At 61.6% G+C, this 25,339-nt stretch carries 25 protein-coding genes; 9 read left to right on the top strand and 16 right to left on the bottom strand.

The genetic code is table 11. The features are described 5' to 3' along the window. The first annotated feature begins 140 nt into the window (after positions 1–140). Positions 141–740 carry a hypothetical protein gene (locus KAJ83_RS10610; protein ID WP_210682041.1) on the top strand — a complete coding sequence of 200 codons (600 nt, stop codon included), beginning with the start codon at positions 141–143 and terminating at the stop codon, positions 738–740. A gap of 526 nt (positions 741–1,266) precedes the next feature. Here KAJ83_RS10610 and KAJ83_RS10605 read toward each other — a convergent pair. From KAJ83_RS10605 to KAJ83_RS10550, 12 genes are all read right to left on the bottom strand, one after another. Then, positions 1,267–2,319 (bottom strand): 3-carboxy-cis,cis-muconate cycloisomerase, encoded by a 1,053-nt coding sequence (locus KAJ83_RS10605; RefSeq protein WP_210682040.1) that lies wholly within the window; start codon positions 2,317–2,319, stop codon positions 1,267–1,269. Further along, positions 2,319–3,101 (bottom strand): 3-oxoadipate enol-lactonase, encoded by a 783-nt coding sequence (gene pcaD / locus KAJ83_RS10600; protein ID WP_210682039.1) that lies wholly within the window; start codon positions 3,099–3,101, stop codon positions 2,319–2,321. Before pcaD ends, KAJ83_RS10605 begins: the two co-directional genes overlap by 1 nt. A gap of 91 nt (positions 3,102–3,192) precedes the next feature. After that, positions 3,193–4,392 (bottom strand): 3-oxoadipyl-CoA thiolase, encoded by a 1,200-nt coding sequence (pcaF, locus tag KAJ83_RS10595; protein WP_210682038.1) that lies wholly within the window; start codon positions 4,390–4,392, stop codon positions 3,193–3,195. Continuing rightward, entirely contained in the window at positions 4,385–5,065 is a 681-nt protein-coding gene (locus KAJ83_RS10590) for a 3-oxoacid CoA-transferase subunit B (protein ID WP_210682037.1), read from the bottom strand. Before KAJ83_RS10590 ends, pcaF begins: the two co-directional genes overlap by 8 nt. Further along, on the bottom strand, positions 5,062–5,784 hold the full coding sequence (locus tag KAJ83_RS10585) for a 3-oxoacid CoA-transferase subunit A (protein ID WP_210682036.1): 723 nt from the start codon (positions 5,782–5,784) through the stop codon (positions 5,062–5,064). The genes KAJ83_RS10590 and KAJ83_RS10585 overlap by 4 nt, the downstream gene beginning before the upstream one ends. A gap of 54 nt (positions 5,785–5,838) precedes the next feature. Continuing rightward, positions 5,839–6,438 (bottom strand): protocatechuate 3,4-dioxygenase subunit alpha, encoded by a 600-nt coding sequence (gene pcaG, locus KAJ83_RS10580; protein WP_210682035.1) that lies wholly within the window; start codon positions 6,436–6,438, stop codon positions 5,839–5,841. 1 nt (position 6,439) lies between these two features. Further along, positions 6,440–7,186: a protocatechuate 3,4-dioxygenase subunit beta gene (gene pcaH, locus KAJ83_RS10575; protein ID WP_210682034.1), complete on the bottom strand. Its 747-nt coding sequence runs from the start codon at positions 7,184–7,186 to the stop codon at positions 6,440–6,442. Continuing rightward, a complete protein-coding gene (gene pcaC / locus KAJ83_RS10570) occupies positions 7,183–7,584 on the bottom strand; it encodes a 4-carboxymuconolactone decarboxylase (RefSeq protein ID WP_210682033.1) in 402 nt (133 codons plus the stop codon). Before pcaC ends, pcaH begins: the two co-directional genes overlap by 4 nt. Continuing rightward, positions 7,581–9,515 carry a TRAP transporter permease gene (locus KAJ83_RS10565; protein WP_210682032.1) on the bottom strand — a complete coding sequence of 645 codons (1,935 nt, stop codon included), beginning with the start codon at positions 9,513–9,515 and terminating at the stop codon, positions 7,581–7,583. The genes pcaC and KAJ83_RS10565 overlap by 4 nt, the downstream gene beginning before the upstream one ends. Further along, positions 9,512–10,501, bottom strand: coding sequence for a TAXI family TRAP transporter solute-binding subunit (locus KAJ83_RS10560; RefSeq protein ID WP_210682031.1), 990 nt, complete (start codon positions 10,499–10,501; stop codon positions 9,512–9,514). The genes KAJ83_RS10565 and KAJ83_RS10560 overlap by 4 nt, the downstream gene beginning before the upstream one ends. 16 nt (positions 10,502–10,517) lie before the next feature. Continuing rightward, a complete protein-coding gene (locus KAJ83_RS10555; protein WP_210682030.1) occupies positions 10,518–12,011 on the bottom strand; it encodes an aldehyde dehydrogenase family protein in 1,494 nt (497 codons plus the stop codon). Between the two features lie 118 nt (positions 12,012–12,129). After that, the gene (locus KAJ83_RS10550; RefSeq protein WP_210682029.1) at positions 12,130–13,410 is read right to left on the bottom strand and encodes a Rieske 2Fe-2S domain-containing protein; all 1,281 of its coding nucleotides are present in this window, start codon (positions 13,408–13,410) and stop codon (positions 12,130–12,132) included. Positions 13,411–13,523: 113 nt separating this feature from the next. On the opposite strand from KAJ83_RS10550, the gene KAJ83_RS10545 reads away from it, so the two are divergent. From KAJ83_RS10545 to KAJ83_RS10535, 3 genes are read left to right on the top strand one after another with little or no spacing between them, the layout of a single operon-like run. After that, positions 13,524–14,468, top strand: coding sequence for a PDR/VanB family oxidoreductase (locus tag KAJ83_RS10545; protein ID WP_343221984.1), 945 nt, complete (start codon positions 13,524–13,526; stop codon positions 14,466–14,468). Next, on the top strand, positions 14,458–15,618 hold the full coding sequence (locus tag KAJ83_RS10540; RefSeq protein WP_281413125.1) for a Gfo/Idh/MocA family protein: 1,161 nt from the start codon (positions 14,458–14,460) through the stop codon (positions 15,616–15,618). The genes KAJ83_RS10545 and KAJ83_RS10540 overlap by 11 nt, the downstream gene beginning before the upstream one ends. Positions 15,619–15,643: 25 nt before the next feature. Next, the gene (locus tag KAJ83_RS10535; RefSeq protein ID WP_210682027.1) at positions 15,644–16,633 is read left to right on the top strand and encodes an ABC transporter substrate-binding protein; all 990 of its coding nucleotides are present in this window, start codon (positions 15,644–15,646) and stop codon (positions 16,631–16,633) included. Between the two features lies 1 nt (position 16,634). On the opposite strand, the gene KAJ83_RS10530 is transcribed toward KAJ83_RS10535, so the two are convergent. Next, on the bottom strand, positions 16,635–17,210 hold the full coding sequence (locus KAJ83_RS10530; RefSeq protein WP_210682026.1) for a MarR family winged helix-turn-helix transcriptional regulator: 576 nt from the start codon (positions 17,208–17,210) through the stop codon (positions 16,635–16,637). Positions 17,211–17,372: 162 nt separating this feature from the next. Here KAJ83_RS10530 and KAJ83_RS10525 point away from each other — a divergent pair, with 162 nt between their 5' ends. After that, the gene (locus KAJ83_RS10525) at positions 17,373–19,064 is read left to right on the top strand and encodes a thiamine pyrophosphate-binding protein (RefSeq protein WP_210682025.1); all 1,692 of its coding nucleotides are present in this window, start codon (positions 17,373–17,375) and stop codon (positions 19,062–19,064) included. A 92-nt stretch (positions 19,065–19,156) separates the two neighbouring features. Next, on the top strand, positions 19,157–19,600 hold the full coding sequence (locus KAJ83_RS10520) for a DMT family transporter (RefSeq protein ID WP_210682024.1): 444 nt from the start codon (positions 19,157–19,159) through the stop codon (positions 19,598–19,600). Between the two features lie 241 nt (positions 19,601–19,841). Here KAJ83_RS10520 and KAJ83_RS10515 read toward each other — a convergent pair whose 3' ends face one another. Further along, the gene (locus KAJ83_RS10515) at positions 19,842–20,573 is read right to left on the bottom strand and encodes an LbetaH domain-containing protein (RefSeq protein ID WP_210682023.1); all 732 of its coding nucleotides are present in this window, start codon (positions 20,571–20,573) and stop codon (positions 19,842–19,844) included. Positions 20,574–20,615: 42 nt separating this feature from the next. Between KAJ83_RS10515 and KAJ83_RS10510 the strand changes: the two genes are divergently transcribed. Then, positions 20,616–21,353: an LbetaH domain-containing protein gene (locus KAJ83_RS10510; protein WP_210682022.1), complete on the top strand. Its 738-nt coding sequence runs from the start codon at positions 20,616–20,618 to the stop codon at positions 21,351–21,353. Here the strand turns inward: KAJ83_RS10510 and KAJ83_RS10505 are convergent. Continuing rightward, positions 21,290–21,979: an LbetaH domain-containing protein gene (locus KAJ83_RS10505; RefSeq protein ID WP_210682021.1), complete on the bottom strand. Its 690-nt coding sequence runs from the start codon at positions 21,977–21,979 to the stop codon at positions 21,290–21,292. The genes KAJ83_RS10510 and KAJ83_RS10505 overlap by 64 nt on opposite strands. Further along, positions 21,976–23,640: a glycosyltransferase family protein gene (locus KAJ83_RS10500; RefSeq protein WP_210682020.1), complete on the bottom strand. Its 1,665-nt coding sequence runs from the start codon at positions 23,638–23,640 to the stop codon at positions 21,976–21,978. Before KAJ83_RS10500 ends, KAJ83_RS10505 begins: the two co-directional genes overlap by 4 nt. A gap of 193 nt (positions 23,641–23,833) precedes the next feature. Here KAJ83_RS10500 and KAJ83_RS10495 point away from each other — a divergent pair, with 193 nt between their 5' ends. After that, the gene (locus tag KAJ83_RS10495) at positions 23,834–25,000 is read left to right on the top strand and encodes an SGNH/GDSL hydrolase family protein (protein ID WP_210682019.1); all 1,167 of its coding nucleotides are present in this window, start codon (positions 23,834–23,836) and stop codon (positions 24,998–25,000) included. A gap of 95 nt (positions 25,001–25,095) precedes the next feature. After that, a complete protein-coding gene (locus tag KAJ83_RS10490; RefSeq protein WP_210682018.1) occupies positions 25,096–25,329 on the top strand; it encodes an acyl carrier protein in 234 nt (77 codons plus the stop codon). Positions 25,330–25,339: the final 10 nt, after the last annotated feature.

Genomic DNA, 25,339 nt, shown 5'->3' with positions numbered 1-25,339 from the left:
ACACTTTCCCGGTTATGCCGCCATGCACAGGATGAATGCTCTGGAAACGGATCAAGCCGCGAGAGGGCGGGAGAACAAAGTGGATTGGTTTCCGCCACGGTTTCGCGCGAATATGATGCCCATATATAGTATAAATAAGGATGGGAGGTCAGCAGGTGCGGATCATCGCCGCCAGTCAATTTCTAATATTTTCCCTCACCCTGATGATGACCCTGGTCAGCAAAAATGGTTCTGCCGGGAGTCAGTCCAATTTGGAGTTTTACGATTGGGTTCGGCATAACGTCGAGACGAACCAATACTTCAATACCAATCGTCTTATATGGTCGGACGAGATTGACGTTTTCCTGGATCGGAATATTACACACCATGATCCGCTATATCTTGGAATGACGGGAGAAAATGATGCCCAGAATTTTGAGTATCATTTGCGATCCGTACTCGGTGGGGCGCCCGACGATATCGATATAACCGACCAATCGACGATTTTTTTTAGCGCCTGCCGGTCTCATAGTTGCGATGAAAAAGGATTCGTCTGGATCGACAGCGCGCGAGATCGTCAAATTTTCGGGATCGTTTCGTTCTTCTTTAACTCTGATTTCTTTAATCGAGAAGGCTATCTAGTCATTCACACTGATGACTATTCTTCATTTGAAGAAACCCCTGGCTCATTCAAAAATAGGTTAAATGATTGGCGGAAGGAGAAGAAACTTGAGCCAATGAGTATTGTATTCTTGAAGTGATACCAACGCTACAAGGCCGGCCCGACATCTCTCATGCACGCGAAAGCGCGCACCATGTCGATGGCGGTCTTTATTCCGGAATCATTATAATAACTCTGCGATAACGGTATTATATTAAATATAGTAAATAATATTATTTATTTAACTAAAAATAAATAATCAAAAATATTGTTAGTATTTATAATATAATATTTTTGTGATTATTGCCTAAGATATTATGAAGTTTTGTGAGAATGCTATCCTACGCATTAGGCCAAGTCGCGTTGACGCTGATCCACGAAGGATTCCCATGGGGGTGCAAATCTGATTCACCATGACAAACGATGGAGGTTTGTCATGGCGCCGCCGATTGCGGTTCATAAATCCGTCTCCTCTCGGGTGACGGACTCTATCTCAAAATGGAGGAGAAAAGGGGGCGCAGGTCACCATATTCGACAACGCCGTGCTCAAGGATGTCGCCGCTCGTGACGGATCGTTTGGAGCAGCAGCGGGAATCCTCTCATCATGCTCTAGCCGCCACGAAATCTCAGGCGCCCAAGGCTTCTATCTTGGAGAGCAACTCCCTGGCCGCGGCGAGGGAACGCATGCTGACTTCGGCCATTTGCGGCAGCACCATCCATTCGAGCACCCATGCCGCCCCAGAGCGCTCCTGCTCGTGAACCAAGGCTTGGTGCATCGCCCCAACCTGCGTCGCGTTGAACCGTGCCAACGTGACGAGGAGTTCCGCTAGAATGGGGTTGTTCTTGTGGGGCATGGCGGAGGACCGCCCGCCTGCCGAAAGCTTCAGTTCATCGCCCCGCGCCTGGGCCATCAAGCACAGATCCTGCCCCATTTTTCCCGAGGCGCCCGATATAGCGGATAGAAGGTCCGCGAACTCAACGACTCCTGCTCGATCGGCATGCCATGCACGACCAGGATCAGGGAGACCGAGGCGCCGGGACATCGCCGCCGCCACGGCGCTCGCCTTGCCGTCCAAGACATTTCGATCGCCGACCGCTCCGCCGAACTGGAGACGAACGGCGCGCGTGCGTACGCCGTCGATCCGATCCGCGCACGCCGCGAACGACCCGCGCCAGACGGACACCCGATCGGCGACGGTTATTGGCTTCGCCGCTTGCATACGTGTCTTGGCCATCAAGTGCCGGCCGCCAAATCGCGCGATGACGCCATCAAGGTCCCGATCAAGCGCACTTGTACGAGTTTGGAGGCGATCAAGCGTTGCGCCGATGGTGAGAGCAAGCGCGGTGTCGATTACGTCCTGCGAGGTAGCTCCTCGGTGAACGCAGCCCTCCAGCGGGCCAACGTGCATTCTTAACTGCCGCACCAACTCAGGAACGGGAAGGCCGTCGCGGGCTGTCTCGCGCGCAATGGCCTCGACATCCGGCTCGAAGGTCTCAATCGCCATCGCGGCCTTTTCGGCGTCGTCGTCGGAGATCACGCCCGCGTCCCCCAGAGAACGCGACCACGCGGCCTCAAAGAGCAGCATTAATTTGATCTGACGCTCAGCCGACCAAATCTCCGACGCTTCAGAATCGTCAAAGAGATCGCCGAGATAGGAATGTCCGAAGACTGACGGCATCAGATTTTCCCATATGCATCCATGACGATGCGGGCCACTGTCCTCGGCGCCTCGATGGACGGGATGTGTCCAACGCCCTCAATGCATCGATAGTCTGAACCAGGGATAAGCTCGGATAGCTCTTTCAGAAGGTCGGGCGGCGTCGCGAGGTCCTCGCTTCCAGAGATACAAATGGATGGCGCGTTGATTGCTCCGACAGCGCTCCGAAGATCGGTGTCCCTGATGGCGGCGCAGACATCCACGTAACCCTCCACCGTCGTTCGGCACAGCATATTTCGGTAACCAGCGACCTGTAGACGCGAATTCTGAAGGAAAGAGCGAGAAAACCAACGCTCTAGCACGGCGTCAGCGATCGGCCCGATTCCCTTGGCGCGGGCAGCTTCAATACGAGAGTTCCACACTTCGTCAGAGCCGATTTTCGCACCGGTGTTGCTCAGCACAAGTCCACGTATGAGATCGGGGTTAGATAGAGCGAATTGCTGGGCTATGAGGCCGCCTACTGAGACGCCGCAGATGAGCGAGGGGCCGAACCCAACCACCTCCATGACCGACGACACGTCGTCCGCGAGGATCGGGATGCTGCAGGGACCGATATCCGAGAGCCCATGCCCGCGCTTATCCAACCGGAGCACGGGAATGTCATCAGGGAGATAATCAAGGACGTCGTCCCAGATCCTCAGATCTGTTCCCAGCGAATTGAGAAAGACGATTGGACAACGGTTCGTATCTCCGTCCCGCGTCGAGTAGTGAAGGGTGGTGCCGTTAGCATTACAGAACTGCATATCTCTTATCCCCGGTAGGACTTGCCGAGAGTGGCATAAGGGGCAGCGCCCGGCCGCCAAGTGGATGACCGGTTGAGGTGCCGCCGGCTCCTCAACAGGCCTCAAGCGCGACTGAGATTCCCTGGCCAACGCCGATGCACATCGTGCAAAGGGCCCGCTTTCCCTTGCCTTCGGAAAGCATGCGCGCGGCGGTTCCCACGAGCCGCGCACCGGAGGCGCCGAGCGGATGCCCGAGAGCGATGGCGCCGCCGTTCGGATTCACGACGTCGCTGAAGTCCGGAAGGCCCAGGTCGCGGGTCACCGCCAAGGCCTGGGCGGCGAACGCTTCATTGAGTTCGATGATATCAAAGCTTCCGATGGTCAACCCCAACCGTTCCATAAGCTTCCGACTAGCGGGAGCTGGGCCGAAGCCCATGATCCGAGGCGGCACACCAGCGGTCGCCATGCCGACCAGCTTCGCCATCGGCTTCAGATTTTGCTCCTCGACTGCACTCGGTCTGGCGAGCAGAAGCGCCGCGGCGCCATCGTTCACGCCAGAGGCGTTACCCGCGGTGACGGATCCGTTCTCCCGGAAAGGGGCCGGCAACTTGGCGAGCGCTTCGACGGTCGTCCCAGGGCGCGGATGCTCATCTCCGGAAACGACGATAGGGTCGCCGCGACGTTTGGGAATCGTGACCGAAGTGATTTCACCGCTCCGCCATTCCTTCGCCTTCTCCGCGCGCTCCTGCGAGGTTGCCGCGAATAGGTCCTGATCCTCACGGGAGATATTGAAATCCTCGGCGACATTCTCCGCCGTCTCCGGCATACTGTCCGTACCGCATTGCGCCTTCATCAGCGGGTTCACGAAGCGCCAACCGATGGTCGTGTCCTCGATGGACGCTTTCCGTGAGAACGGCGTATCCGCTTTCGGCATGACGAACGGCGCGCGGCTCATCGACTCCACTCCACCGGCGATCGCCAGGTCGCCTTGACCGGTCGCAATCATTCGAGCGGCGGAGCCAACGGCGTCCATTCCGGAACCGCAAAGTCGATTGATCGTGGCGCCTGGGACAGAGTCGGGAAGACCGGCGAGAAGCGAGGACATCCGAGCGACGTTGCGATTGTCCTCACCCGCCTGATTGGCGCATCCGAAGAGTACCTCGTCGATACGCTCAGGGTCGAGCGAGCCATTACGTTCCAGCAGAACCCGGATCGGGACCGCACCGAGATCGTCGGCCCGCACAGGAGAAAGCGCGCCGCCGTAACGGCCGAAGGGCGTGCGCACGTAGTCGCAAATGTAGACGTCAAGCATGGTCGAGCACCGGGGCGTTCAGGCCAGCGACATCACCGTCGATATGCAACTTCGCGCCGGTCATCGCCTGAAGGTCATCGAGGGATATGTCGGGTAGCTTCTCCCGGAGCAGGAAGCGGCCATCCTCGATATCGACGAGGGCGTGGCTGGTGTAGACGCGCGTCACACACCCCAGCCCGGTGAGCGGGAAGGTGCATTCCTCGACCAGCTTCGGCTTTCCATCCTTCGTGCAATGCGTCGTGATTACGGCGAGGCGCTTCGCGCCATGAACGAGGTCCATCGCGCCGCCCACCGCCGGTACGGCCCTCGAGCCAGCGCGCCAGTTGGCGAGATCGCCATTCTGCGCCACCTGATAGGCGCCGAGAATTGCGACATCCAGGTGACCGCCACGAACCATCGCGAAGCTGTCCGCATGATGGAAGAAGCTGGCGCCCGGCTTCAGCGTGATCGCTTTTTTCCCGGCGTTGATCATATCCCAGTCCTCCTCCCCAGGTTCGGGCGCCGGTCCGAAGCCGAGAACGCCGTTCTCCGTGTGGTAGGTGACGTGACGCCCCTCCACTTCATAGGAAGCGACCATCTCCGGAAATCCGATACCGAGATTGACGTATGCGCCATCTTCGATGTCTTGCGCTGCGCGCCAGGCGATCTGCGCGTTATTCAATCCATCAGTCATACGTAGCTCTCTCCAGCTCGGATAAGGACCTCTTCCTGCTGAGGCTTTTGCACTTCGACCAGGGCGTCGACAAAGATACCGGGCGTCACCACCGTCTCGGGATCAATCCCACCCGGCTCGACGAAGGAGCTGACCTGAACGATCGTCCGGTCGGCCGCCATGCACATCAACGGGCTAAAGTTACGGGCGGCGAGGCGGTACGTCAGATTGCCGTAGCTGTCGCCAACTTCGGCCTTGATGAGGGCGAAGTCGGCTTTCAGCCACCGCTCCTGGACATAGTTTTTACCGTCGAAGGTAGCCGTCGGCTTACCCTCGGCCAGCTCGGTGCCGTAGGATGTCGGCGTGTAGAAAGCCGGAATGCCCGCGCCGCCGGCTCGAATTCGCTCCGCCAACGTGCCTTGCGGGACGAGTTCAAGTTCGATCTCTCCCGCCTGATACTTTTCCGTGAAGGCGCGCGGATCCGATGAGCGCGGGAAGGAGCAGATGATTTTCCGCGCCATCCCGATGTCGATCATCGCCGCGATACCGATGCGACCGTTACCCGCGTTGTTATTGATGAGGGTAAGATCCTTCGGACTGCCCGTCTCGCGGAAGCGATCGATCATCGCGTGTATCAACTCGATAGGGTTACCCGAGCCGCCAAAGCCCCCAATCATGATCGTCGCGCCGTCGGGGATGTCCGCGACAGCATCGGCGATGCTGGCAATTTTCTTGTTCATGCGATTGTCCAACTCATTCAGGAGGAGAAGAAGCGACGGCTGTAGGGCCATGCCCTACATGTCGAAGAAGACGGTCTCGCCTTCGCCCTGGAGCCGAATATCGAACTCGTAGCGACCCTCGGCCTGCTTCTGGGCCAACAAGGTTTCAACGCGGTGCTTGTGCTCGATTCGACCAAGGACGGGGTCGGCCGAGTTGTCCTCGTCGTTGAAGTAAATACGGGTCTGCAGCCCGGTGTTAATCCCGCGTGCAACGATCCAGATCGCGATATGCGGAGCCTGGATCCGGCCGTCCCGCATGGAGACGCGCCCCGGCTTGACGGTCTTCAGCGTCCATTTGCCGTCTTCGGGGTCGGCGCACACCCGCGCCCAGCCCGTGACGTTCGGATCCGCACCATCCTGACCCGCATAGAGCCCCTGCGAGTCCGCCTGCCAGACCTCGAAGAGAGCGTCCCGCATCACACCGCCGGCGCCGTCGATAATGCGGCCGGAAATTTCGATGATCTGGCCTTTGGCGCCGTCGGAGACCGTGGACTGTCCCAGTTCGGTGGCATAGACCCCTTCGAGACCGGCATAGGTCGGGACCGTCCCGATATGAACGAACGGACCCGCGGTCTGAGACGGAGACTCTTGCAGCGTATTGAGTTTTTGGACCATCTCACATGCCCTCGGGTTTATTCTCAAAGAACGTCTGACGCCGACCGCGCAGCACGATGTCGAACTTGTAGGCCAAGAAGTCATGAGGCTTCGAATGGCTGAAGTCCAAGGGGGCGACAAGACGGTCGATATGCGAGCGATCCTTGACAGTCGCGACGATCGGACAATGGCGAATCAAGGGATCCCCCTCGAAGTACATTTGCGTGATCAAGCGCTGACCGAACCCACTCCCGAAGACCGAGAAATGAATATGCATCGGCCGCCAGTCGTTCCCGCGGTTCGGCCAGGGATAGGCGCCGGGCCGAATGGTGAGGAACTGGTACCGCCCCTCCTCGTCCGTGATCGTCCGTCCGCAGCCGCCGAAGTTAGGATCAAGCGGCGCGAAATAGGTATCCTTGATATGTCGATAGCGGCCGCCCGCATTCGCTTGCCAAATTTCGACAAGCGTGTTGCGAACCGGCCGGGCGTTCTCGTCGAGGACGTGACCGTGAACGAGGATGCGCTCGCCCACGGCAGGGCTTTCCCCCCGGGTGAAATTGAGGATCAGATTGCTGTCTAGAGGACCGAGCAGATCGTGACCGAAGACGGGTCCGGTCTCCTCGGTCGGCGTGCTCTCCATCGCAAGGAGCGCGTACTTTGGCGAGCGGGTCACACTGGTCTTGTAGTCAGGGTCGAACGGAACCGGGTGAACCGTTCTGTCGCGCGGGATCAGCGGGGCGCTCCCACCTTTAGGCAGTGCGGCGGTCATTGCTGTTCGTTCTCCATTTCCGCATAGGTTTCCTTGGCAAGCTTCAAAGCGTGGTTAGCCCGAGGAACCCCAGCGTAGATCGCAACGTGCTGGAAGGCTTCCTGTACATCTTTCTTCGTCGCCCCGGTCCTAGCGGTTGCTCGAATGTGCATCGGGATCTCATCGAAGTTTCCAAGCGCGGCCAGCAAGGCGAGGGTCAGCATCGAGCGCTCTCGAGGTGTTATCCCGTCGGACGCCCAAACTGTTCCCCAGGCCCCCTCGGTGATGAGTGTTTGGAAGGGCTCATCAAACTCGGTCTTCTTCGCTTCGGCGCGATCGACGTGCGCATCTCCCAGAACGGATCTGCGCACGTCCATCCCTGCGCTGAAGCGTGTGTTCGAATTAGGCGCTTTACTCATGCCACCGTCTCATTCGTTGAGCGACGCTTCGCCTCCTCCGCGAAGCGTCTGGAGTACATGTACGTGCCAATCAGGAGAACCGCCGAGACCGCCATTCCGATGAGCGCGACGACGGTGAACGGGGTGACCGCCATAACTCCACATGCCACCAAGGCGAGCTTGATAGGCCATGCGACGGCGCTTCCGCCTGGGAATTTTGCCCACTCAAAGGTAACGGCGATACCGCAGACCGCTGATATGCTGCCGAGAATCGCCATGACGACTTCGTACGCGTCGCCCTGGCCAAGGATGGCCGGATTCCAGATGAACACGAACGGGATCAGGAAGCCGATAACAGCCAATCGAACGGCGCTGAGCGCGATGACGATTGGGTCTTCGTCCGCTATTGCCGCCGCTGCCAGTGCCGCCACGGCGATTGGCGGCGTGAGTGCGGACAGGATCGCGTAGTACAGCAAGAACATGTGGCTCTCGAGGATCGGGTAGCCAAGCTTGGCTAGAGCCGGACCGACGAGCACCGCGGCGAGGATGTAGGCCGACGGCGTCGGCATTCCGAGGCCCAGGATGATCGTGACCACCGCAGCAATGATAAGGGTCAGAACGACGGCGCCTCCGGACAGTTCCAGGATGACGTTCGCGGCCTTCATGCCCAAGCCGGTCATCGACAGGCCGCCAATGACAAGGCCCGCAGCCGCGCAGGCGCCCGCGACCGGCAGGATGCGAAGGGTCGTCTCCGCCAAGCCTTCGAGAATATCGCGCGGCGACATCCTCGTGCGGGCCGTAAGCATGCTCGAAACCACGACCGCCAAGGCGCCGACGCCGGCGGTGATGACCGGCGAGAAGCCAGCGACCAGAACGCCGATGATCAGCGCGATCGGGATAAGATACGGCCACCCTTCCTTGAGGGTTTGAGATAAAGGCTGAACCTCATCCTCGTAAGGCCGCAGGTCGTAGCGAACGGACCGGAGGTGTACCTGAAGGAAGACGCCCAGGTAGTAGAGAAGGGCCGGTATCACTGCCGCCAATACGATGTCTCGATATGGGGTCCCTGTATACTCCGCCAGGATGAACGCTGCGGACCCCATGATGGGGGGCATCATGCTCCCGCCTGTGGAGGCCGCGACTTCGACGGCGCCGGAAAAGCGCTTCGTGTATCCCAGGCGCTGCATGATGGGGATTGTGATCGAGCCGGTGGCGACGACGTCGGAGGTCGGGCTTCCGGACATCGTACCGTACAGACCCGAGGAAATGATGGCGACCTTTGCAGGTCCGCCTGGGCTTCTCCCGGTTAGCGAGGCAGCGAGATTGAAAAAGAAGTCGCCGCCTCCAGCCTTGGCCAGGAGGGTTCCGAAGAGGACGAACAGGAAGACATAGCTCGCGACCACTTGGATCGGCACGCCGAAGACGCCGTCCGTGGTGAATACAAGGATGTCCAACAGGTAATTGAAGTCGGAAATGCCGTGCCCGAACGGAGGGGGCAGGAGATAACCGAACTGATTATAAAGCAAAAACGCGCCGACAACGCCCGTCAGGCCGAGACCGGTCGTCCGTCGGGTAGCTTCCAGAGTGAGCAACAACAACGAGGTGCCGAAAAAGAACTGCGGAGGTGTAAACGGATCCAAAAGAGTGATCCGGTCTGAGATTGCCTGGGCGTTAATGAAGAAGTAAACGCCAGCCGCCAGGCTGAGCCCGGACAGAGCCCAATCCACGATCGTCGGTTTGTTGGACGCCCTCGGAGAGTGCCCGATCACGATGAACATGATCGTGTAGATGCTCGAGACGAAAAGAATGCCGAGCACCAGGGGGTCAGAGATGACGAAAATATTCGCGTAAATGACCCAACATGCGAAGGCCGCGGCCACCACGTTAAGGAGGGTTTGCGGCGCACCCCGAAAGGTGCGCCGCCGACCCGTTGCTAGGAGGTTAATCCTCATTTAAGCAACCCTGCTTCCTTGTACGCGCGCTCAGCGCCCGGATGGAACGGCAGAACCGTCTGGCTCACCATCAGATCCGGATCCAGCTGCTGCATCGCCTTGTGGACGCTGCGGATTTCGTTGATGTTTTCGACGAACGCCTTGCCCAGCGTGTAGGCGGTCTCGTCAGCCATGCTTTCGGTCGTGACGACCATCGCGCCAAGAGCCATCGTCTGCACGGCCTCGGGCTGCTTGGAGTAGCTGTTTGCCGGGATGGTGTAGGCCGAGGTGCCGAACGCCTCGTTCGTCGCCTCGATGACGTTCTGCGGAATCTGCAGCAGGACGACATCGACGTTCTCATCGATCGCACGGAAGGACGAGTGGCCGATGAAGATGCCGTTTGTCGCCATATCGATGCGACGATCCTGCATCAGATCACCCTGCTCGTTAGCGCCCGCGCGAACGAAACTGCCGTCGTTACCGGTCAGCGTCGCTTCGTCGAGCCCCGCCTCGGCGAGCATGAACAGCGCGACGTTGCCAGTAATGTTGCCCGAGCGGTTGATGCCGATCGAGATCGGCGCGCCCGAGGTCGCGATGTCATCCAGGCTGTCGATGTTGTACTCCTCGGCGATGTCGCGCCGCAGGAAGAAGTGCATCGGGGCCCAGTTATACATGTAGCCGATGGCCATCATGTTCGTGATCGGGGTCTGGAACGGCTCCTCTCCGTTGAGCGCCAGCTTGACCTCGGCATCGTGAACCATGCCGAGATCCGTGCGGTTGGCGCCAAGCAGACCGATATTGGCGAAGCCGCCGCCGGTGGCCTGGTACGTAATGACCGAGTCCGAGTCCGCAGCCTTCACAGCCCGGTCCATGCCCGCGCCTAGAAGAGACCACAGGCCGCCCGGGTTACCTCCGGACAGCGTCAGGTTGACGGGCTCGGCGTTGGCTGCGCCAACCGAGATGCCGATGCTGGCCGCAGCCGCAAGGGCGATTGCCTTGAGTTTCATGAAACGGTTTCCTTCCTCACTGTTTATTGGGGTCATGTTGTTTCGGAACGATCGTGACCGTTTTCTGCTCGGTGTACGCGAGCAACTCCTCTAGGCATTCTTCGCGGCCTATTCCGGAGTTCTTCACGCCGCCGAACGGTGCGCCGAGATAGTGGTCACTCGAATCATTCACCCAGACATACCCAGCCTGGATCAGATCCGTCAGGCGCATTGCCGTGTTGAGGTCTTCGGTCCAAACGGACGCGGTAAGTCCCACGTCTAATCCATTGACGACGTCGAGCATTTCGCTCTCATCGCGCCAGGAAAGGACCGAGAGCACCGGCCCAAAGACTTCTTCACGCGCAATCTTCATGTACGGCTTCACGCCACTGAAGAGCGTCGGCCGCACGAAAAACCCATCCGAAGGGACGCCTTGCGGGTCCCCACCGGCTGCGAGCACGGCACCTTCAGAAAGCGCCTGCTCAATGTACTTAGTGACCTTCTGGTACTGGGCCTTCGTCGAGAGACAGCCCATTTCGGTGTTCTCGTCAGTCGGGTCGCCCAATTGGATATCGGAGAACGCTTTCGCGATTCCCTCGACGACACGGTCGTGGAGGCTTTCGTGAACGAGAATTCGGCTCGTAGACCCGCACGACTGGCCCGCGGTCCAGCCAAGGTTCATTCCCTTCACAGCTCCAGCGATCGCTGCATCGACATCCGCGTCTTCGCAGATAACGAGCGCGTTCTTTCCGCCGAGCTCAAGCTGCGTGCGCTTGAGCGTATCGGCGCCTCCGCGCAGGACGGCCTTGCCGGTGTTGACGCTTCCGATCAAACCAACGGCCGAAATCCCTTCATGACCGCAAATGGCAGCGCCCAGTTCAGCGCCGCCGGTCAGGACCGACAGCAAGCCTTTCGGGAACAGATCTTCGATGAGAGCCGCCATCCGCAGAGCGGATAGAGGCGTTTCGTCGGACGGCTTCACAATGACCGCATTACCCGCGGCCAAGGGGGCGGCCATCTTCGCGGCGGCGAACATGAGCGGATGATTGAAGGCGACCAAGCGTGCGACGACGCCTACGGGGTCGCGCCGGACATATGTGATTTTTCCGTCGCGCTGGGGGATCGTTTCCCCCTTCGCTTCCGCAGCCACACCGGCAAAATAGTCGATAAGCGTCGCGCCCAGCGCGACATCGAACTTCATGCCTTTTAGAGGGTTGCCGCAATCAAGGGCGTCGATGAGCGCCAGTTCATCGGCGTTTTCTCGAAGCCGGTTAGCCGCCTGACGAAGCGTAGCTCCACGAGCGCCCGGCCCTGCACGCCACCAAGCGCGGTGAGCGTCTCGCCCCGCCTTGACCGCGTCGCCCAGTTCCTGTCTGCCCGCATCCTTGATTGTCGCGAGTAGGGAGCCGTCGTAAGGCGCTTTGATCTGACGCTCCGGCCCGGAGCCTTCGCGCCAAATACCCGCGACGAATTGTTCGGTTTTCAAGTTTGGCAGACGTGTAGCGTCTGCGCGCTCGGCGCTCTCGGGCATCTCCCTCTCCCATAACGATCGCCCAGTGGGCGCGCGCCTTTTCGGCGCTTCTTATTCGTAGTGGAATCTTATGCGGCGTCGACGGCCGCCCCTCCCAAGGGGCGGCCGTCGAACCGGTCTATTCGGCGGCTTCAGCGGTCTTTTCGTCGTCAAGCGTCCGCCAATCCACTTCCTTCGGATACACACCCTCCTTGGAAGAGATCGAGGTGTGCGGCACACGCGGTTCGGTCGTCCCGATAGCGGGGTCGCCGTCCGCCACCTTCTGAGCGGCTTCGCTCATCAGCTTGCGGAACTCGACGATCGCCAGATCGGACGATCCGAGGAAATCGGTGGAGCGATCGACGCGGGCGCCCATCGAGACCCACATCACCAGATCTTGATTGGGAATGCCCTCGACGCCGGTGAAGTCGCCAAGCTTCATCGCCTGACGGTCCTGGAGGAAGTTGTTCTCCAGACAACGCACCGGCACCCAGCGGTCATCGACGTCGATGCCTTTCTGGGTATGGGTGAATTTCCGCCACTGCTCCGTCGCGGGGCACTTCTCGCCGCCCCACGCAATGAAGTGGAAATGGCTGGTCTCGTTATCGATCGGGACGATGACCGTCGCGACGTTGTAGTTGTTGTTCGGTGGGATCAGCGCGGTAAACGGCGCGATATACTCCGTAATCCGAAGATAATTCTGCCGCGCAGCCTGCTTGATCGGCTTACGGATCGCGGCGTAGTGGAAGCCGTAGGACGTCCGTTCGGTTTGCATTCGAGGCGACTTGTCGGTGGACGGGCGGTACCAGGAATTATCATCCGCCCCGGCGCCCGGAACCTTGGCCGGAACCATGTCCGACGAATGCAGCGACGAGGAATGAGCGCTATCGATCTGGCCTTCCATGATCTGCGCCCAGTTCGCCGGAATCCGCATCTTCAGAATCGAAACGGGGGTATCGTCGTCGGGAGAAAAGGCAGGGCGGTGGAACTCCGGAGCCTCGCTTTCAGTATCCAGCCAGGCCCAAACGAAGCCGCCGCATTCGCGCACCGGATAGGACTGGTTCTTAACCTTGCCCATCATCTTCTCGGCTTCCGGCTCGGACGCCATGCCGACGCAGTTGCCCTCAACGTCGAACTTCCAGCCATGGTACAGGCAACGAAGACCACAATCTTCATTGCGCCCGAACACCAGTGACGCTTTCCGATGCGGGCAAAGCTCGTTCAGGAGGCCCAGGCGACCTTCGGTGTCACGGAAGCAGACATAGCGCCGGCCGAGAGCCTCGACCAAAAGCGGCGTACCATCGGGCTCAGTGACTTCCTCCGACAGGCAGACCGGAACCCAGTGCTGGCGCATCAGCTTGGCCATGGGCGCATCATCTTCGACGAGCGTGAGAAGATCGTTTTCTTCCCTGGAAAGCATCGTTCTCTCCCGCAGCTTTTTTATCGCTAGGATTTGGGCCTCTTGACGAAAGCTTAGAGGTCTAATAGATCACCCATCTAGTTCAGTTGTCAACACGGCGCAAGGGGAAGCTCGTGGAAACGCTCAACACGCGCATTGAAATGACGGTGGCAGAGCGCAAGCAGCTCACGCCGGAGATCGTTGAATTCACTCTGAAACCGACGTCCGGCGACGAGCTTCCTCCCTTCACCCCGGGCGCTCACATCACGGTCGAAACGCCGGGCGGCGCCATGCGGCGATACTCGCTGATGAATGACGGAACGGCCCCGGAGGAGTACGTCATCGCGGTCAAGCGTGAGCCGCATTCGCGTGGCGGCTCCGTTTCGATGCATGATGACCTGAGCGAAGGCAGCACACTCAACGTCGAGGTTCCGGAAAACGACTTCGAGCTCGTTGACACGCCCAAGTACATCCTGATCGCAGGCGGGATCGGCATTACCCCGATCCTGGGCATGGCCCGTCACCTCAATTCAGTGGGCAAACCCTTCCAGCTCGTCTACTGCACCCGCTCCGCCGAAGAGACGGCCTATTTGGACGAGGTTTCCTCGTTCAAGAATGCGGTCGTCCATCACGACAACGGGGACATCGACGAGGCCTATGATTTCTGGGACATGATGGAGAAGCCGGGGACCGAACATATTTACTGCTGCGGCCCCGCCGGTCTCATGGAAGAGATCAAGGCGCTGACCGGGCATTGGTCTGAAGGGCGTGTTCACTTCGAGGAGTTCAACGCCGTCGACGTCGTCCGGGACGACGATGTGAGCTTCAACGTGACCCTGAAATCAAGCGGCCAAACGATCAAGGTGCCAGAAGATCGCTCGATCCTTGAGGCCCTGCGCGATGCTGGCGTGGCAACCGTTAGCTCCTGTGAGAGCGGCACCTGCGGCACCTGCAAGTGTGTTCTGGTCGAGGGCGAAGTCGATCATCGCGACCATGTCCTCATGGACGAAGAGAAAGCCGGTCACATCATGATCTGCGTCTCGCGCGCCAAGAGCGGGGATCTTACCATTGATCTCTGACCCGATCCGGCTCGGAGTCGCCGGGCTCGGGCGGGGTTTCATGCTGACCCTGCCGAGCATCCTGGCGGACAGTCATGCAAGGTTGGTCGCGTGCTCCGCGCCGCGAGAGGAATCGCGCGCCGCCTTCCGGGAGCAATTCGGCGGCAACGCCTACAGCTCAATTGAAGATCTGGCGTCAGACCTTGACGTGGAAGCCGTCTACATCGCGACGCCGCATCAAATGCATCGCGAGCACGCGGAGATCCTGGCCGCAGGCGGCAAGCACATCCTCGTGGAGAAACCGCTGGCGATTTCGATGGCGGATGCGGACGCGATCGTCGCGGCAACCGAACGGGCGGGCGTCACCCTGATCACCGGGCCGAGCCACAGCTTCGACCAGCCGATCGTCGCCGCGCGTAGGCTGATCGACGAAGGAAAGTTCGGTCGGGTTCGCATGGTGCATGCGTTCAACTACACGGATTTTCTCTACCGTCCCCGTCGCCCTGAGGAACTGGTCACCGAGCAAGGAGGCGGCGTCGTCTTCAGCCAAGCCGTCCATCAAGTCGACGTGGTGCGCCTTCTCATGGGTGGCAAAGCTATTTCAGTCACCGCGGCGACCGGCGGTTGGGACGAGAAGCGACCTACCGAGGGCGCGTATGCGGCCCTCATCACCTTCGATGGCGGCCGCTTCGCCAATCTCGTCTACTCCGGGTACGCGCACTACGACAGCGATGTTCTCCAGGACAATGTCGGCGAGTTGGGTACGGAGAAAGATCCCAAGAACTATGGGGCGGCCAGGCGTGCGCTGGCGACGGTTTCATCTCCTGAAGAGGAAGCCGCGCTGAAGTCAAGGCGCACCTTCGGCGCCGTTGAGACTCCTCCGGCGGCTCCTTACCCGGAGCACTTCGGACCGGTCATCGTGAGCTGCGATCGCGCTGACCTTCGGATCACCGCGAAGGCCGTCGAGATCTGGGGCGACATCGACCGCGAGACGATCAAGATAAATGCGGACCCGGCTCCGAGAGCGGAGGTTCTTGAGGCGCTTTACCACTCGATCCGAAACAAGAAGCATCCTCCGCAGACGGGCGCGTGGGGTGCGGTCAGCCTGGAAATCTGTCACGCGATCCTGGAGAGCGCGCGAACCCAAACGCACGTCATGCTTCGGCAGTAATAATAAAACTCGGGAGGAATATGAGATGGGAAAACTTCAGCTTTCGATCGCCATGGGCGACTACGATCGCACACGGCCGATCCATGACGGACGGGTTCAGATCGACGGCGTCGACCCGGTCACCATGCTGCTCACGCCCGAGGAGATGTTCTTTCGCGCGTTTCGGCATGAGGCCTTCGACGTCAGTGAGATTTCGTTTTCGTCGTACTGCGTGAAGCACTCGAAGGGGGAGAGCCCCTACGTGGCTATTCCGGTTTTCCTGTCTCGAGCCTTCCGACATTCGTCCGTCTACATCCGCACGGACAAAGGCATCAATTCGCCCGAGGATCTTAAGGGACGACGCATCGGTATCGCCGAATGGCAACTGACTGCGAACGTCTGGGTACGCGGCATCCTTCAAGGCTATGGCGTTAAGCAGTCCGAGATCAACTGGGTTCGGGGCGGTATGCACACGTCCGGCCGTCCGGAGAAAATTCCGGTGAAAGTGCCGGATGATGTGACGATCGAACCGGCGCCGGAAGGTGCCACTCTCGACCAGATGCTTCGAGATGGCGAGATCGACGGGTTCATCGGGCCACGGTCGCTGCGGTGCTTCGACGAGGGGTATCCGAACGTGGGACGCCTATTCGCCGATGGCATGACTGCAGCCTCTGAGCACTACGAGCGCACCGGAATTTTCCCGATCATGCATCTCTTGGGTATCAAGCGGGAAATCGCCGATGCAAACCCTTGGTTGCCTGGCGCGCTGCTGAAGGCTTTCACCAAGTCCAAGGCAATGGCGCAGGAAGCCCTGCAAGACACCTCGGCCACGAAGGTGACGATGCCGTTCGTCGAGGACACTCTGACGATGGCGCGGCGGCTAATCGGGCCGGAGATTTGGACCTATGGCGTGCCGGGGAACGAGAAGGTTTTGGAGACCTTCCTGGATCTGCACCATCGGCAGGGCCTGTCCGAGCGTAAGCTGAGCGTCGACGAGATATTCCACCCGGCGACGTACGAGGCCTACAGCCTGTGAATCAGGAATCGCCGAAGTTGGAGCGAGTGGCTGGCACCTTCAGGCCTCGCGCTTCGGCTTCGGCCTCATCCTTCTCTAGGTTCTCCAAGATGGTAATGAGGTTGGTGCGAAGCACTTCTCTCTGCTCTTCGGGGATTCCAGCGAGCGCCGCTTCGTTGGCATCCACCGCCAGCGGCTCCAACTCTTTTTGGAGCTTGCGGCCCTTGTCGGTCATGAAGGTGAACTGGCGGCGGCCGTCATTTTGGACTTTGCGGCGCCGGATCAAGTCGAGCTTCTCCATCTTGGTCAGCGCGGTATGGGTCGTCGGCGCAGTAAGATTAGCCGCTTCGCTCAACTGGCTTAACGTCAATCCCTCCCGCTTCCAAAGAATGCGGAGGAATACCCACTGTCCGAAGGTGATCTTGTGCTGCGCCAAGCGGCGCGCGAGCGATCGATTGAACCCGCGTGCGCACAGTCTCACGAGGTGGGCGATACGTTCATCCTGGTACGATAACACGTCGCTCACCTCTTTTTGCGCCTGAGGTTCAGGTCGCCCCTTGGTCGTCGTATCGATGGAGCTTGAATAGACTGAGTTCATCCTTCTTGCCCACGGTCTATGCGCGATCACCACAACAAATGGTGTCTGGAAGGTACCGACACACAATAGCGGAGGACGCTGGCATTGGGAAACCCAAGCAAACACGATCACGCTGAAAAACCAATCCCGAGCGCCGACGATGGCGTGTGGGGCAGCGACGCTATGGCCGAAATGCTTCGGCGGCTCGATGTCGACTATGTGGCGCTAAACCCTGGCTCCAGCTTCCGCGGCTTGCACGACAGCCTCGTCAACCAATTGGGCAATGAGAAGCCCAAAATGCTGCTGTGCCTGCACGAGGAGCACGCGGTGTCCATCGCACATGGATGGGCAAAGGTTACAGGCCAACCGATGGGCGTCATCCTGCATGCGAATGTGGGGCTTATGCACGGCGCCATGGCGATCTATAATGCGTGGTGTGATCGGGTTCCAATGGTGATCCTGGGCGCCACCGGCCCTGTCGCGGCGAATAAGCGGCGGCCCTGGATCGACTGGATTCATACTTCCCGTGACCAAGCTTCGATTATTCGACCATACGTCAAATGGGACGACCAACCGGCCACGATTACGGCCTCCCTGGAGTCCATGGCGCGCGCCGCGTCCGTGACGAGGACGGCCCCGCATGCGCCGACATATGTTTGTTTCGACGTCAGCGTTCAGGAAGAGCAACTTGCCGGAATGCCGGAGCTGCCAGACCCGCGGCTCTATCCGGCCCCCGAGGCGCCAACGCCGTCGACTGGACAAACGCAGCAACTGATAGAGCGCCTGAAGGTCGCGGAGCGACCCGTCTTCATGTACGGCCGCATGGGGCGCTCGACGGAAGGCTGGGATGCGCAGGTCGCGTTGGCCGAGCACTTCGGGGCGCGTGTCGTCACGGACATAAAGACCGGCGCCGTCTTCCCGACGCAGCACCCGCTTCATGTCGGCCCCCCATCCTTCTTCCTCACCGCCCCTCAGATGAAAGCTCTCAAGGACGCAGATCTGATTGTCGCCTTCGATTGGGTGGACGGCGCGGGGGCACTTCGACAGTGCGAGACCGACGCCAGCGTCGTGAACGTCTCAATCGATCATCACTTGGCGAACGCGTGGTCCTTCGACCATACGGGTCCGGTTCGCGCCGACATTCATATCGCGACGACCGCCGATGCTTGCGTCAGAGCGCTTGCAGATGAACTCAGCTTGGACATCGACGAAAAGGTTAAGGCCGCGCCCATCGAGGCGGATGGGCCGCTCGATACAAGCGCGGTGTCGATTTCCATGAGTGGGTTCGTATCGGCACTCAAGACGGGTCTCTCCGGCGAGTTGGTCACGTTGGTGCGCCTACCGCTTGGTTGGGACGCCAGTTCTTGGCACTTCAATCATCCGATGGATTACCTCGGCTATGACGGGGGCGCAGGAATCGGGTCCGGTCCGGGCATGCTCGTCGGCGCGGCGCTCGCCCTTCAGGGGTCGGAACGCATTCCAGTGGCCGTGCTTGGAGACGGCGACACGATGATGGGCGTCTCCGCACTATGGACCGCCGCCCGATACCGCGTCCCGATACTGGTGATCGTCTGCAACAACCGCTCGTTCTATAACGACGAGATACATCAGGAGAAAGTCGCGATCGCGCGCAATCGGCCTGTCGAGAACAAATGGATCGGTCAGGCGATAACCGGACCCGATCTGGACTTCGCTCAGATGGCGGAAGCTCAGGGCCTGACCGGAATAGGTCCCGTCACCTCTGTTGGAGAGCTCGCGGAAACGGTTCGTGACGGTGTTCAGAAAGTCAAAGACGGCGCGTGCGTGGTGATCGATGCGCGGGTCGAGGCGGAATACGCGTCCTCGATGTCCAAGGGCATGACCGAGGAAGGTTAATTGCCGCGCTAAGCGGGCGGATGCCCGCTTTAACAAGCTGCTCCACACGCATTGCTCCAATGATGCAAAGGCAGCCAATGGGAGACGAATGAATGAGCACGCCTATCGGAATGTTGATCGCCGCTTTCTGCGGCATGTGCTTGGCGTTGCAGGCGCCAGTGAACGCATCGATGTCCAAGACGCTGGGAAGCCCCGTCCTCGCCGCGACGATATCGATCGGCATCAGCTTCCTTCTAATGGCGGCGGTCTGGCTCACCTGGGATCGCGGCGGAAGTGTCGCGCAAATCAAGGCGCTTCCATGGTGGGCTTTCCTGGGCGCCGTTTTCGGCGCGATCTTCGTTGTTGGCAGCATCATGGTGGCCCCTGTGACCGGGATCGCGCTGCTGTTCGTCTGCGTAATCGCCGGTCAGTTGATCGGGGCCAGCGTCGCCGACCACTTCGGCGCGTTCGGACTGCCGGTCGAGCAAATCAGCCTGACTAAAGCTCTCGGCCTGCTGATGGTGCTCGGCGGCGCGTATTTGGTTCAACGCGTTTAGACGAAGCCATTTCTGCGGAATCGCTGTTCAACATTGGCCTGCCGGTCTTCGCGACCGTCGCGACAGGCTATCTCTGCGGCAAACGAAATATCCGCGGTGAAGAGAGCCGCGCGCTCCTAACGGCGTTCGTCTATTGGGTCGCGCGCCCGCGACCGATGGAGGGCTTCCCTGGCACCACCGCGCGGTGGCTTGTCGGTATCGGCGGGTGTGGGGCTGCATCCGGATGCCGCCGTCGCGTCCGTCATTCCTCGAAATATTTCCGTCTGTGGCGCAGGTCTTCGTCGGCGCTCAGGGTGCGATCGCCGGTTACCGGGCGATAGCGTGAAATCGACAGGTTCGTGTTGATGCGGCCCGCGTCCGCCGGCAAGGGACGGCTGCGCGGCGCCTGCAGTCGGGTGCCGGGAAGCACCGCCTCCGTGGCGGTCGTGGCGCGGCCGATGGTGGCGTGGGCGCCGATCGACGCGTTCGGCGCCACTGTCGCACCGGTCTCCACGCGCGCGCCGGCGGCGATCGACGCGCCGTGGCCGATCGTCGCCGACGGCCCGATCCAGGCCCCCGCCGCCAGGTCGGCGCCGTGGGCGACGGCGCATAGGGCGTCGATCATGACACCGGGGCCCACGGAGACGCGGGATTGGATCTTCGCGCGCTCCATAACGACGGCTGTTTCGGACAGGGTGACGCCGGCCGATATCCAGGCGCTGGGATCGACATAGCCGACGCGCGCGATCTCCCGAGCCCGCAGGCGGTTCGCGAGATCCGACGCCACATCGTGACCCAAGAGGATGATTGCCCGATCGGCACCGGCGCCGACGGCGGCGTCGACCGCGTCTTGCAACGCCCCCGGTCGCGGGCTATCGCCGTCACGATGGAGGCGATGGCGGGCCTCCTCGGGAAGGGAAAGGACGTCCACGATGCGCGAAGCCACGCCGTCGGTGTCCGGACAGAATATGAGGAAGGGACGGGACCGGGCCATCGGGTTCCTTCTCATCCAAGTCACGCGGCGAAGGCGAATGCCATGATCGGCTCGAGTATCGCGCCCTCGGATGGCAAGTCAACGGCGCCGGGCAGGGCCGTGATCGTCGGAACCGGGTACCTCGCCCGGGTCATCGCCGACTCCTTCGCGGACGATCACGGGGATGACGGCGTCCTCGGTTTCGTGGCGTTACCGTCGCCGCTCGATTGGGCCGCGCCGGGCACGACACCGTCCGGGGAGCCGTCCTTGCACGGGCGTCCCGTCTTCGGCGTGGCGGAGGCGCTCGCGCGTTGGGGCGGCGGCGGCGCGCGCATCCTGATCGGATCGGACGATCGTGCCGGGGTGCCGATCCCCACCTGGCGGCGCACCGTCTTCCATGCGCTGCGCGCGCGCGGGCTGAGGGCGGGCGGGTTCGTCCACAGCGCGGCCTGGGTTCTTGGCGGCACGACGATCGATCCGAGCGCGATTATTCTTGCCGATGCCTATGTCGAGCCGCTCGTGACGGTCGGTCGAAACGCCGTTCTCGAAGGCAATGCCTTCGTCAGTCAGCATTCGAGCGTCGGTGCCCACTGCCACCTGGAAACATCGGCGTTGGTCGCCGGGCAGGTGACCATCCACGCCGAGGTGACGGTCGGCACCAACGCGACCCTGCGCAGCGGCGTGACCCTGTGTCGCGGATCCCATGTGGGGTGCGGCGCGATCGTCCAGCGGGACCTTCATCCCTTCGAGACGGTCGCGGTGCGGCCCCCGTCCCGACCATTCGGGCCATCCGCGCCGTAGAGCGCGGCGGCCGGGCCGTAAACCGACGCGTCCCTGCAGTCCCGCGCGATCAGGGCACCGCTTCCGATCAGGCAGTGGGCGCCGACCGACCGCGCGGTGGCGACCACGCCCTTAGGGCCGATGAAACTATTGCGTCCGACGCGGGCGGATCGCTCCACGACGGATCCGCCGGCCAGGAAGCAGTGGGCCCCGACCTCGGCGCCTTCATCGACGAGAACGCGGTTCCACAGAAACGCGTTGTCGTCCAGCACCGCGCCGGCGCGAACGATATTATCCTCGAACAGGATCACGTTCCGGCCCAACCGCGCGCGGTCGGAGACCCGTGACGAAGGGTGAACGTATCCCGGCATCTCGTATCCGGCCTCGATGACGCGCTCGAAAATCCGTTGGCGCTCCCGGTTCATGGCGGCGTAGCGCAAGGGCGCGACGATATCGAACGCGCCCGGCGGAAACCGGCCTAGAATGTCCTCGAACGCGTACACCGGATAGCCACGGAATTCACGAGCGATCATGTAGGCGCGGTCCACGGTGAAGCCCACGAGCAGCGCCCGGTCCCGAGGGTCGGCCAGCTCCAGCAACAACCGGCTGAGCGCGCTTGTCCCGAAGACGAGGAAGGGTCGTTTCATGCCGCGTCGGCTCGGTTCGCGGCGCCGGCCTTGGCGAGCAGATCCAGGAAACCCCGGCCGGTCCGCGCCAGTTTCCGGGGCTCGTCGATCGTCGCGTCGGCCCGCGCCTCGTCCAGTCGGACCCGCTGGCGGGCGAGGAGATCATCGCGCGCATGCCGGTCCGCCATCAGGGCCAGAAGGCCCTGCCGGTAGGCCTCCGCGCCGTCGAACGCCGTATCGGCGAGAAACAGTCGGACGCCGTCGCTCAACGGGGTGGCCCGCGCGACCACCGGGCATCCGTGCGTGATGGCCCGCATCTGGCCCCCGGCCCCACCCGTCAACGCATCCGGCACGACCAGCGCGTACAGTCCGGAGAGTGCCCGGTTGAGCCGCTCGATGGGGGGGACATGATAGACTGGGTGGCCCGCGTCCCGGAGAGATATCGCGGCCGGCGGCATGCTGCGCGTGACGACGCACCAGACGAAGTCCGGATGGGCGTCGAGAACCCGGCGCATCATCGCGGCGAACGCATGATCGATCGCATGGGCGGCGTTCCAGCCGACCGTTCCCAGGATCCGCTTGCCCTCAGGAACGCCCGCCCGGAGAAACGGCTCCATGATCGGGCTCTCGGCCGGGGAAAGGCGCGGCTTCGGCATGAAATGATGGTGCTCGACAAGCCGCTTCGCCAAGGCGTCCAGGCCGTCGAAGCCGGCGCGAGCCTGCTCGGCCCCTTTGATCAGGATGGTACGCGACCCCATCTCGCCGGGCCAGTAGGAGGATGTGGCGACGGCATGGACCGGCACGGGCCACTGTTTCTGCGATGCCGCGAACGACCGTGGCGCGCCGATCTTGAGGATCACGTCCGGCGCGAAGGCCCCGATCGCCTCCACCGTGTCCCGCAGCACGTCCAGTCGCGGCTTTTCGAGGCTGGGGCGCCACGTGCGGACATGGGGAAGGAACGCCGCGTCGAAGGGACCGGAACGCACCGGATCGGGGTTGAAACGGCCCTGGTCGGCCGCGAGGTTTCGATCCGCGGTTTCGAAGACCTGGACGGTCGCGCCGGCGGCGCGAAGGAGAGCGGCGTAGTTCAGCGCCATGCGCGTCGGACCGTGGCCGCGCGCGTCGGACACCGCGTCGGTGATGATGGCGCACCGTTCGATTTCACCGCCGGTGCGGACCTCGGCGTCGCGCCGCGCCAAGGGTTTCGGCGCCCCTTCCGCCCATGCTTTCGCCAACAGGGCATCGTAGCAGTCGTGCACGGACGCGAAGATCCACGCCTTTTCACCGACCATGCGCTGCTCGACCGTCATGAGGGTCCGCTGGAAGAGCGCATGACCTTCCGCGAAGGTCTCGGCGCGCGCGATCCGCGCGAACAGATCGGCTGCGGCTTCCGGCTTTTCGCGCAAGGTCGTCGCGCAGAAGACGTCCAGATAAAGATGCAACGGCAATGCCGGCGACATCGCCACCGGCTCCAAGTTCGCGACCAGCTTTCGACGCATCGCATCGGGTAACTCCGGCAAGAGGTCCCAAAGCCACTGCCACAGACCCTCGAGCCGGTCCGGCGTCAGGTTGTCGAGCCCGAAGATATGCTCGATCGTCAGCGTCTCGGGCGACAACGAGACGCCCCTGGCCTTCGCCACGGTCAACACGAACTGCCCCAGTACCGCCTGCGCCCGTGTCACCTGCCCGGTCGAGCAAAGGTTAAGAATAGTATTTCGGCATCGGCTGGCCTCCGCCGCTTCCATTGCAACCGAACTCCCGTTGGCCCATTGATTTTCAAAATTGCAGCCGGCAGTCTCGAACACAAGAAGATCGACGCCTTGAGTTCTCCGCGCGCCCCAGAATAATACGCTTCGCAGTCCGAGGAGAAGCCACGTGACGGACAGCCGGCGGCCCGATCAGACCTTGGCGGCGACCGGGCAGGAGCGGACCGGGGAGAGGCGGGCGGTGCAGGGGGGGACGGTCGAAGCACATCGTTCGACCCTGATCGCGTCGGTATTCGACGGTGACTTCGACGGGGCGTCCGCGGCACTGGACGCGCTGGCGGCGGTCGCGCGGGCGTCCGGTACGGCGGCGGACGGTCGACAGCTCGAAGCCTGCACCTTGTTCCTGCGGGACCAGCGGCGGGCGGCGGCGCGCAAGGAGGCCTACGGCGAGTTCTTCATCGACAGCCGGCGCGGCGGCCGCTGGAGCCCGGGGCGGCGCAGCAACCTGGAATATTTCGCGCGCGAGGATCGGTGCAAGGACCTTTTTTCCGAGGCGTACGAGCTGGCGCGGACCATCGAACGCTACAGCTTCAATCCCGGCGCGGCGCAAGCCCTCCTGGCGACCCTGTCGCGCCATGTGGACCGGATATCGACGGCCGCCCACGCGCAAACGCCGCCCCTTCTGATCCTGTCCGATTCGCACTCCCGCTACTTCGAATGGTTGGTCTACGACGCGCTCGTTCCGCAAACGGTCGCCGGCGTGTGCTCCGTCTCCCAAGCGAATCTCTACGGCCTGTTCGCGCCCTCGCGCACGGTTCCCACGCGGGCCCGCTTCCATGAGGCTCTCGACGCGTTTCCGGCGTCCACGACCGTGGTGCTCCACATCGGCGAGGTCGATTGCCGCGCCATCTTCTGGAACCTGAAGCACCGAGTTCGAATCGGTCGCGAACATTTTCTCGACACCCTGACGCGGAACCTGGACCGCTTGTTGGACGAGATCCAGGCGAAGGCGCCGCGGGTCGTCCTGACCTGCCCAATCCATCCGCACTACAGGACCAGACCCGACGATCCCGACAACCCGGCGGACGCGTTGGCCTCGGTCGACGGCGCGGACGTCCTCGCGCTCACCGTGGCGCTCGGCGAGCGCATGGCGGCGGTGGCGGAGGCCCGTGGTCTACCCTTCGTGTCGATCAACGAGACGGTGGCCGATTTCGGCGGGGGGCTCGACAATCCCTTCTATCGCGTCGTCCCGACCAGCACCAAGCGCACGCATCACTTCCATCCCCCCAAGGTGGCGGGTTTCTGGAGCCGTGCCTTGGCGCCCCATCTCGGGTGAGCGACTTGGTCCTTGATGGGCATCCGCGTCGCCCCCTATAGTTCGCGCCCTCCATTAAGCGCGCATAGCCCCACAAATCGGTCGTGAGCATCGTGATGCAGGCAGAATTCGAGGCCCATGTTTTCCCGCATTTCCCGAAGCTGCGCGGTGCCGATTGGGACGCGAACCTCTTCGAGGCGGACCTCCTGACTTCCATCCAGTTCATCAGTCTCGTCACCTGCATCGAAGAGGCGTGGGGGATCGAGATCGACGACGACGAGATCACGGCCGAGAATTTTTCGTCCCTTTCCCGGATCGCGGCTTTTCTCGAGTCGCGGCGCCCCGGGTAGTCGTCGGTTC

The sequence above is a fragment of the Marivibrio halodurans genome (assembly GCF_017963645.1).
Taxonomy (GTDB): domain Bacteria; phylum Pseudomonadota; class Alphaproteobacteria; order UBA8366; family Aestuariispiraceae; genus Marivibrio; species Marivibrio halodurans.
This window is presented reverse-complemented; position numbering and strand designations above follow the sequence as displayed.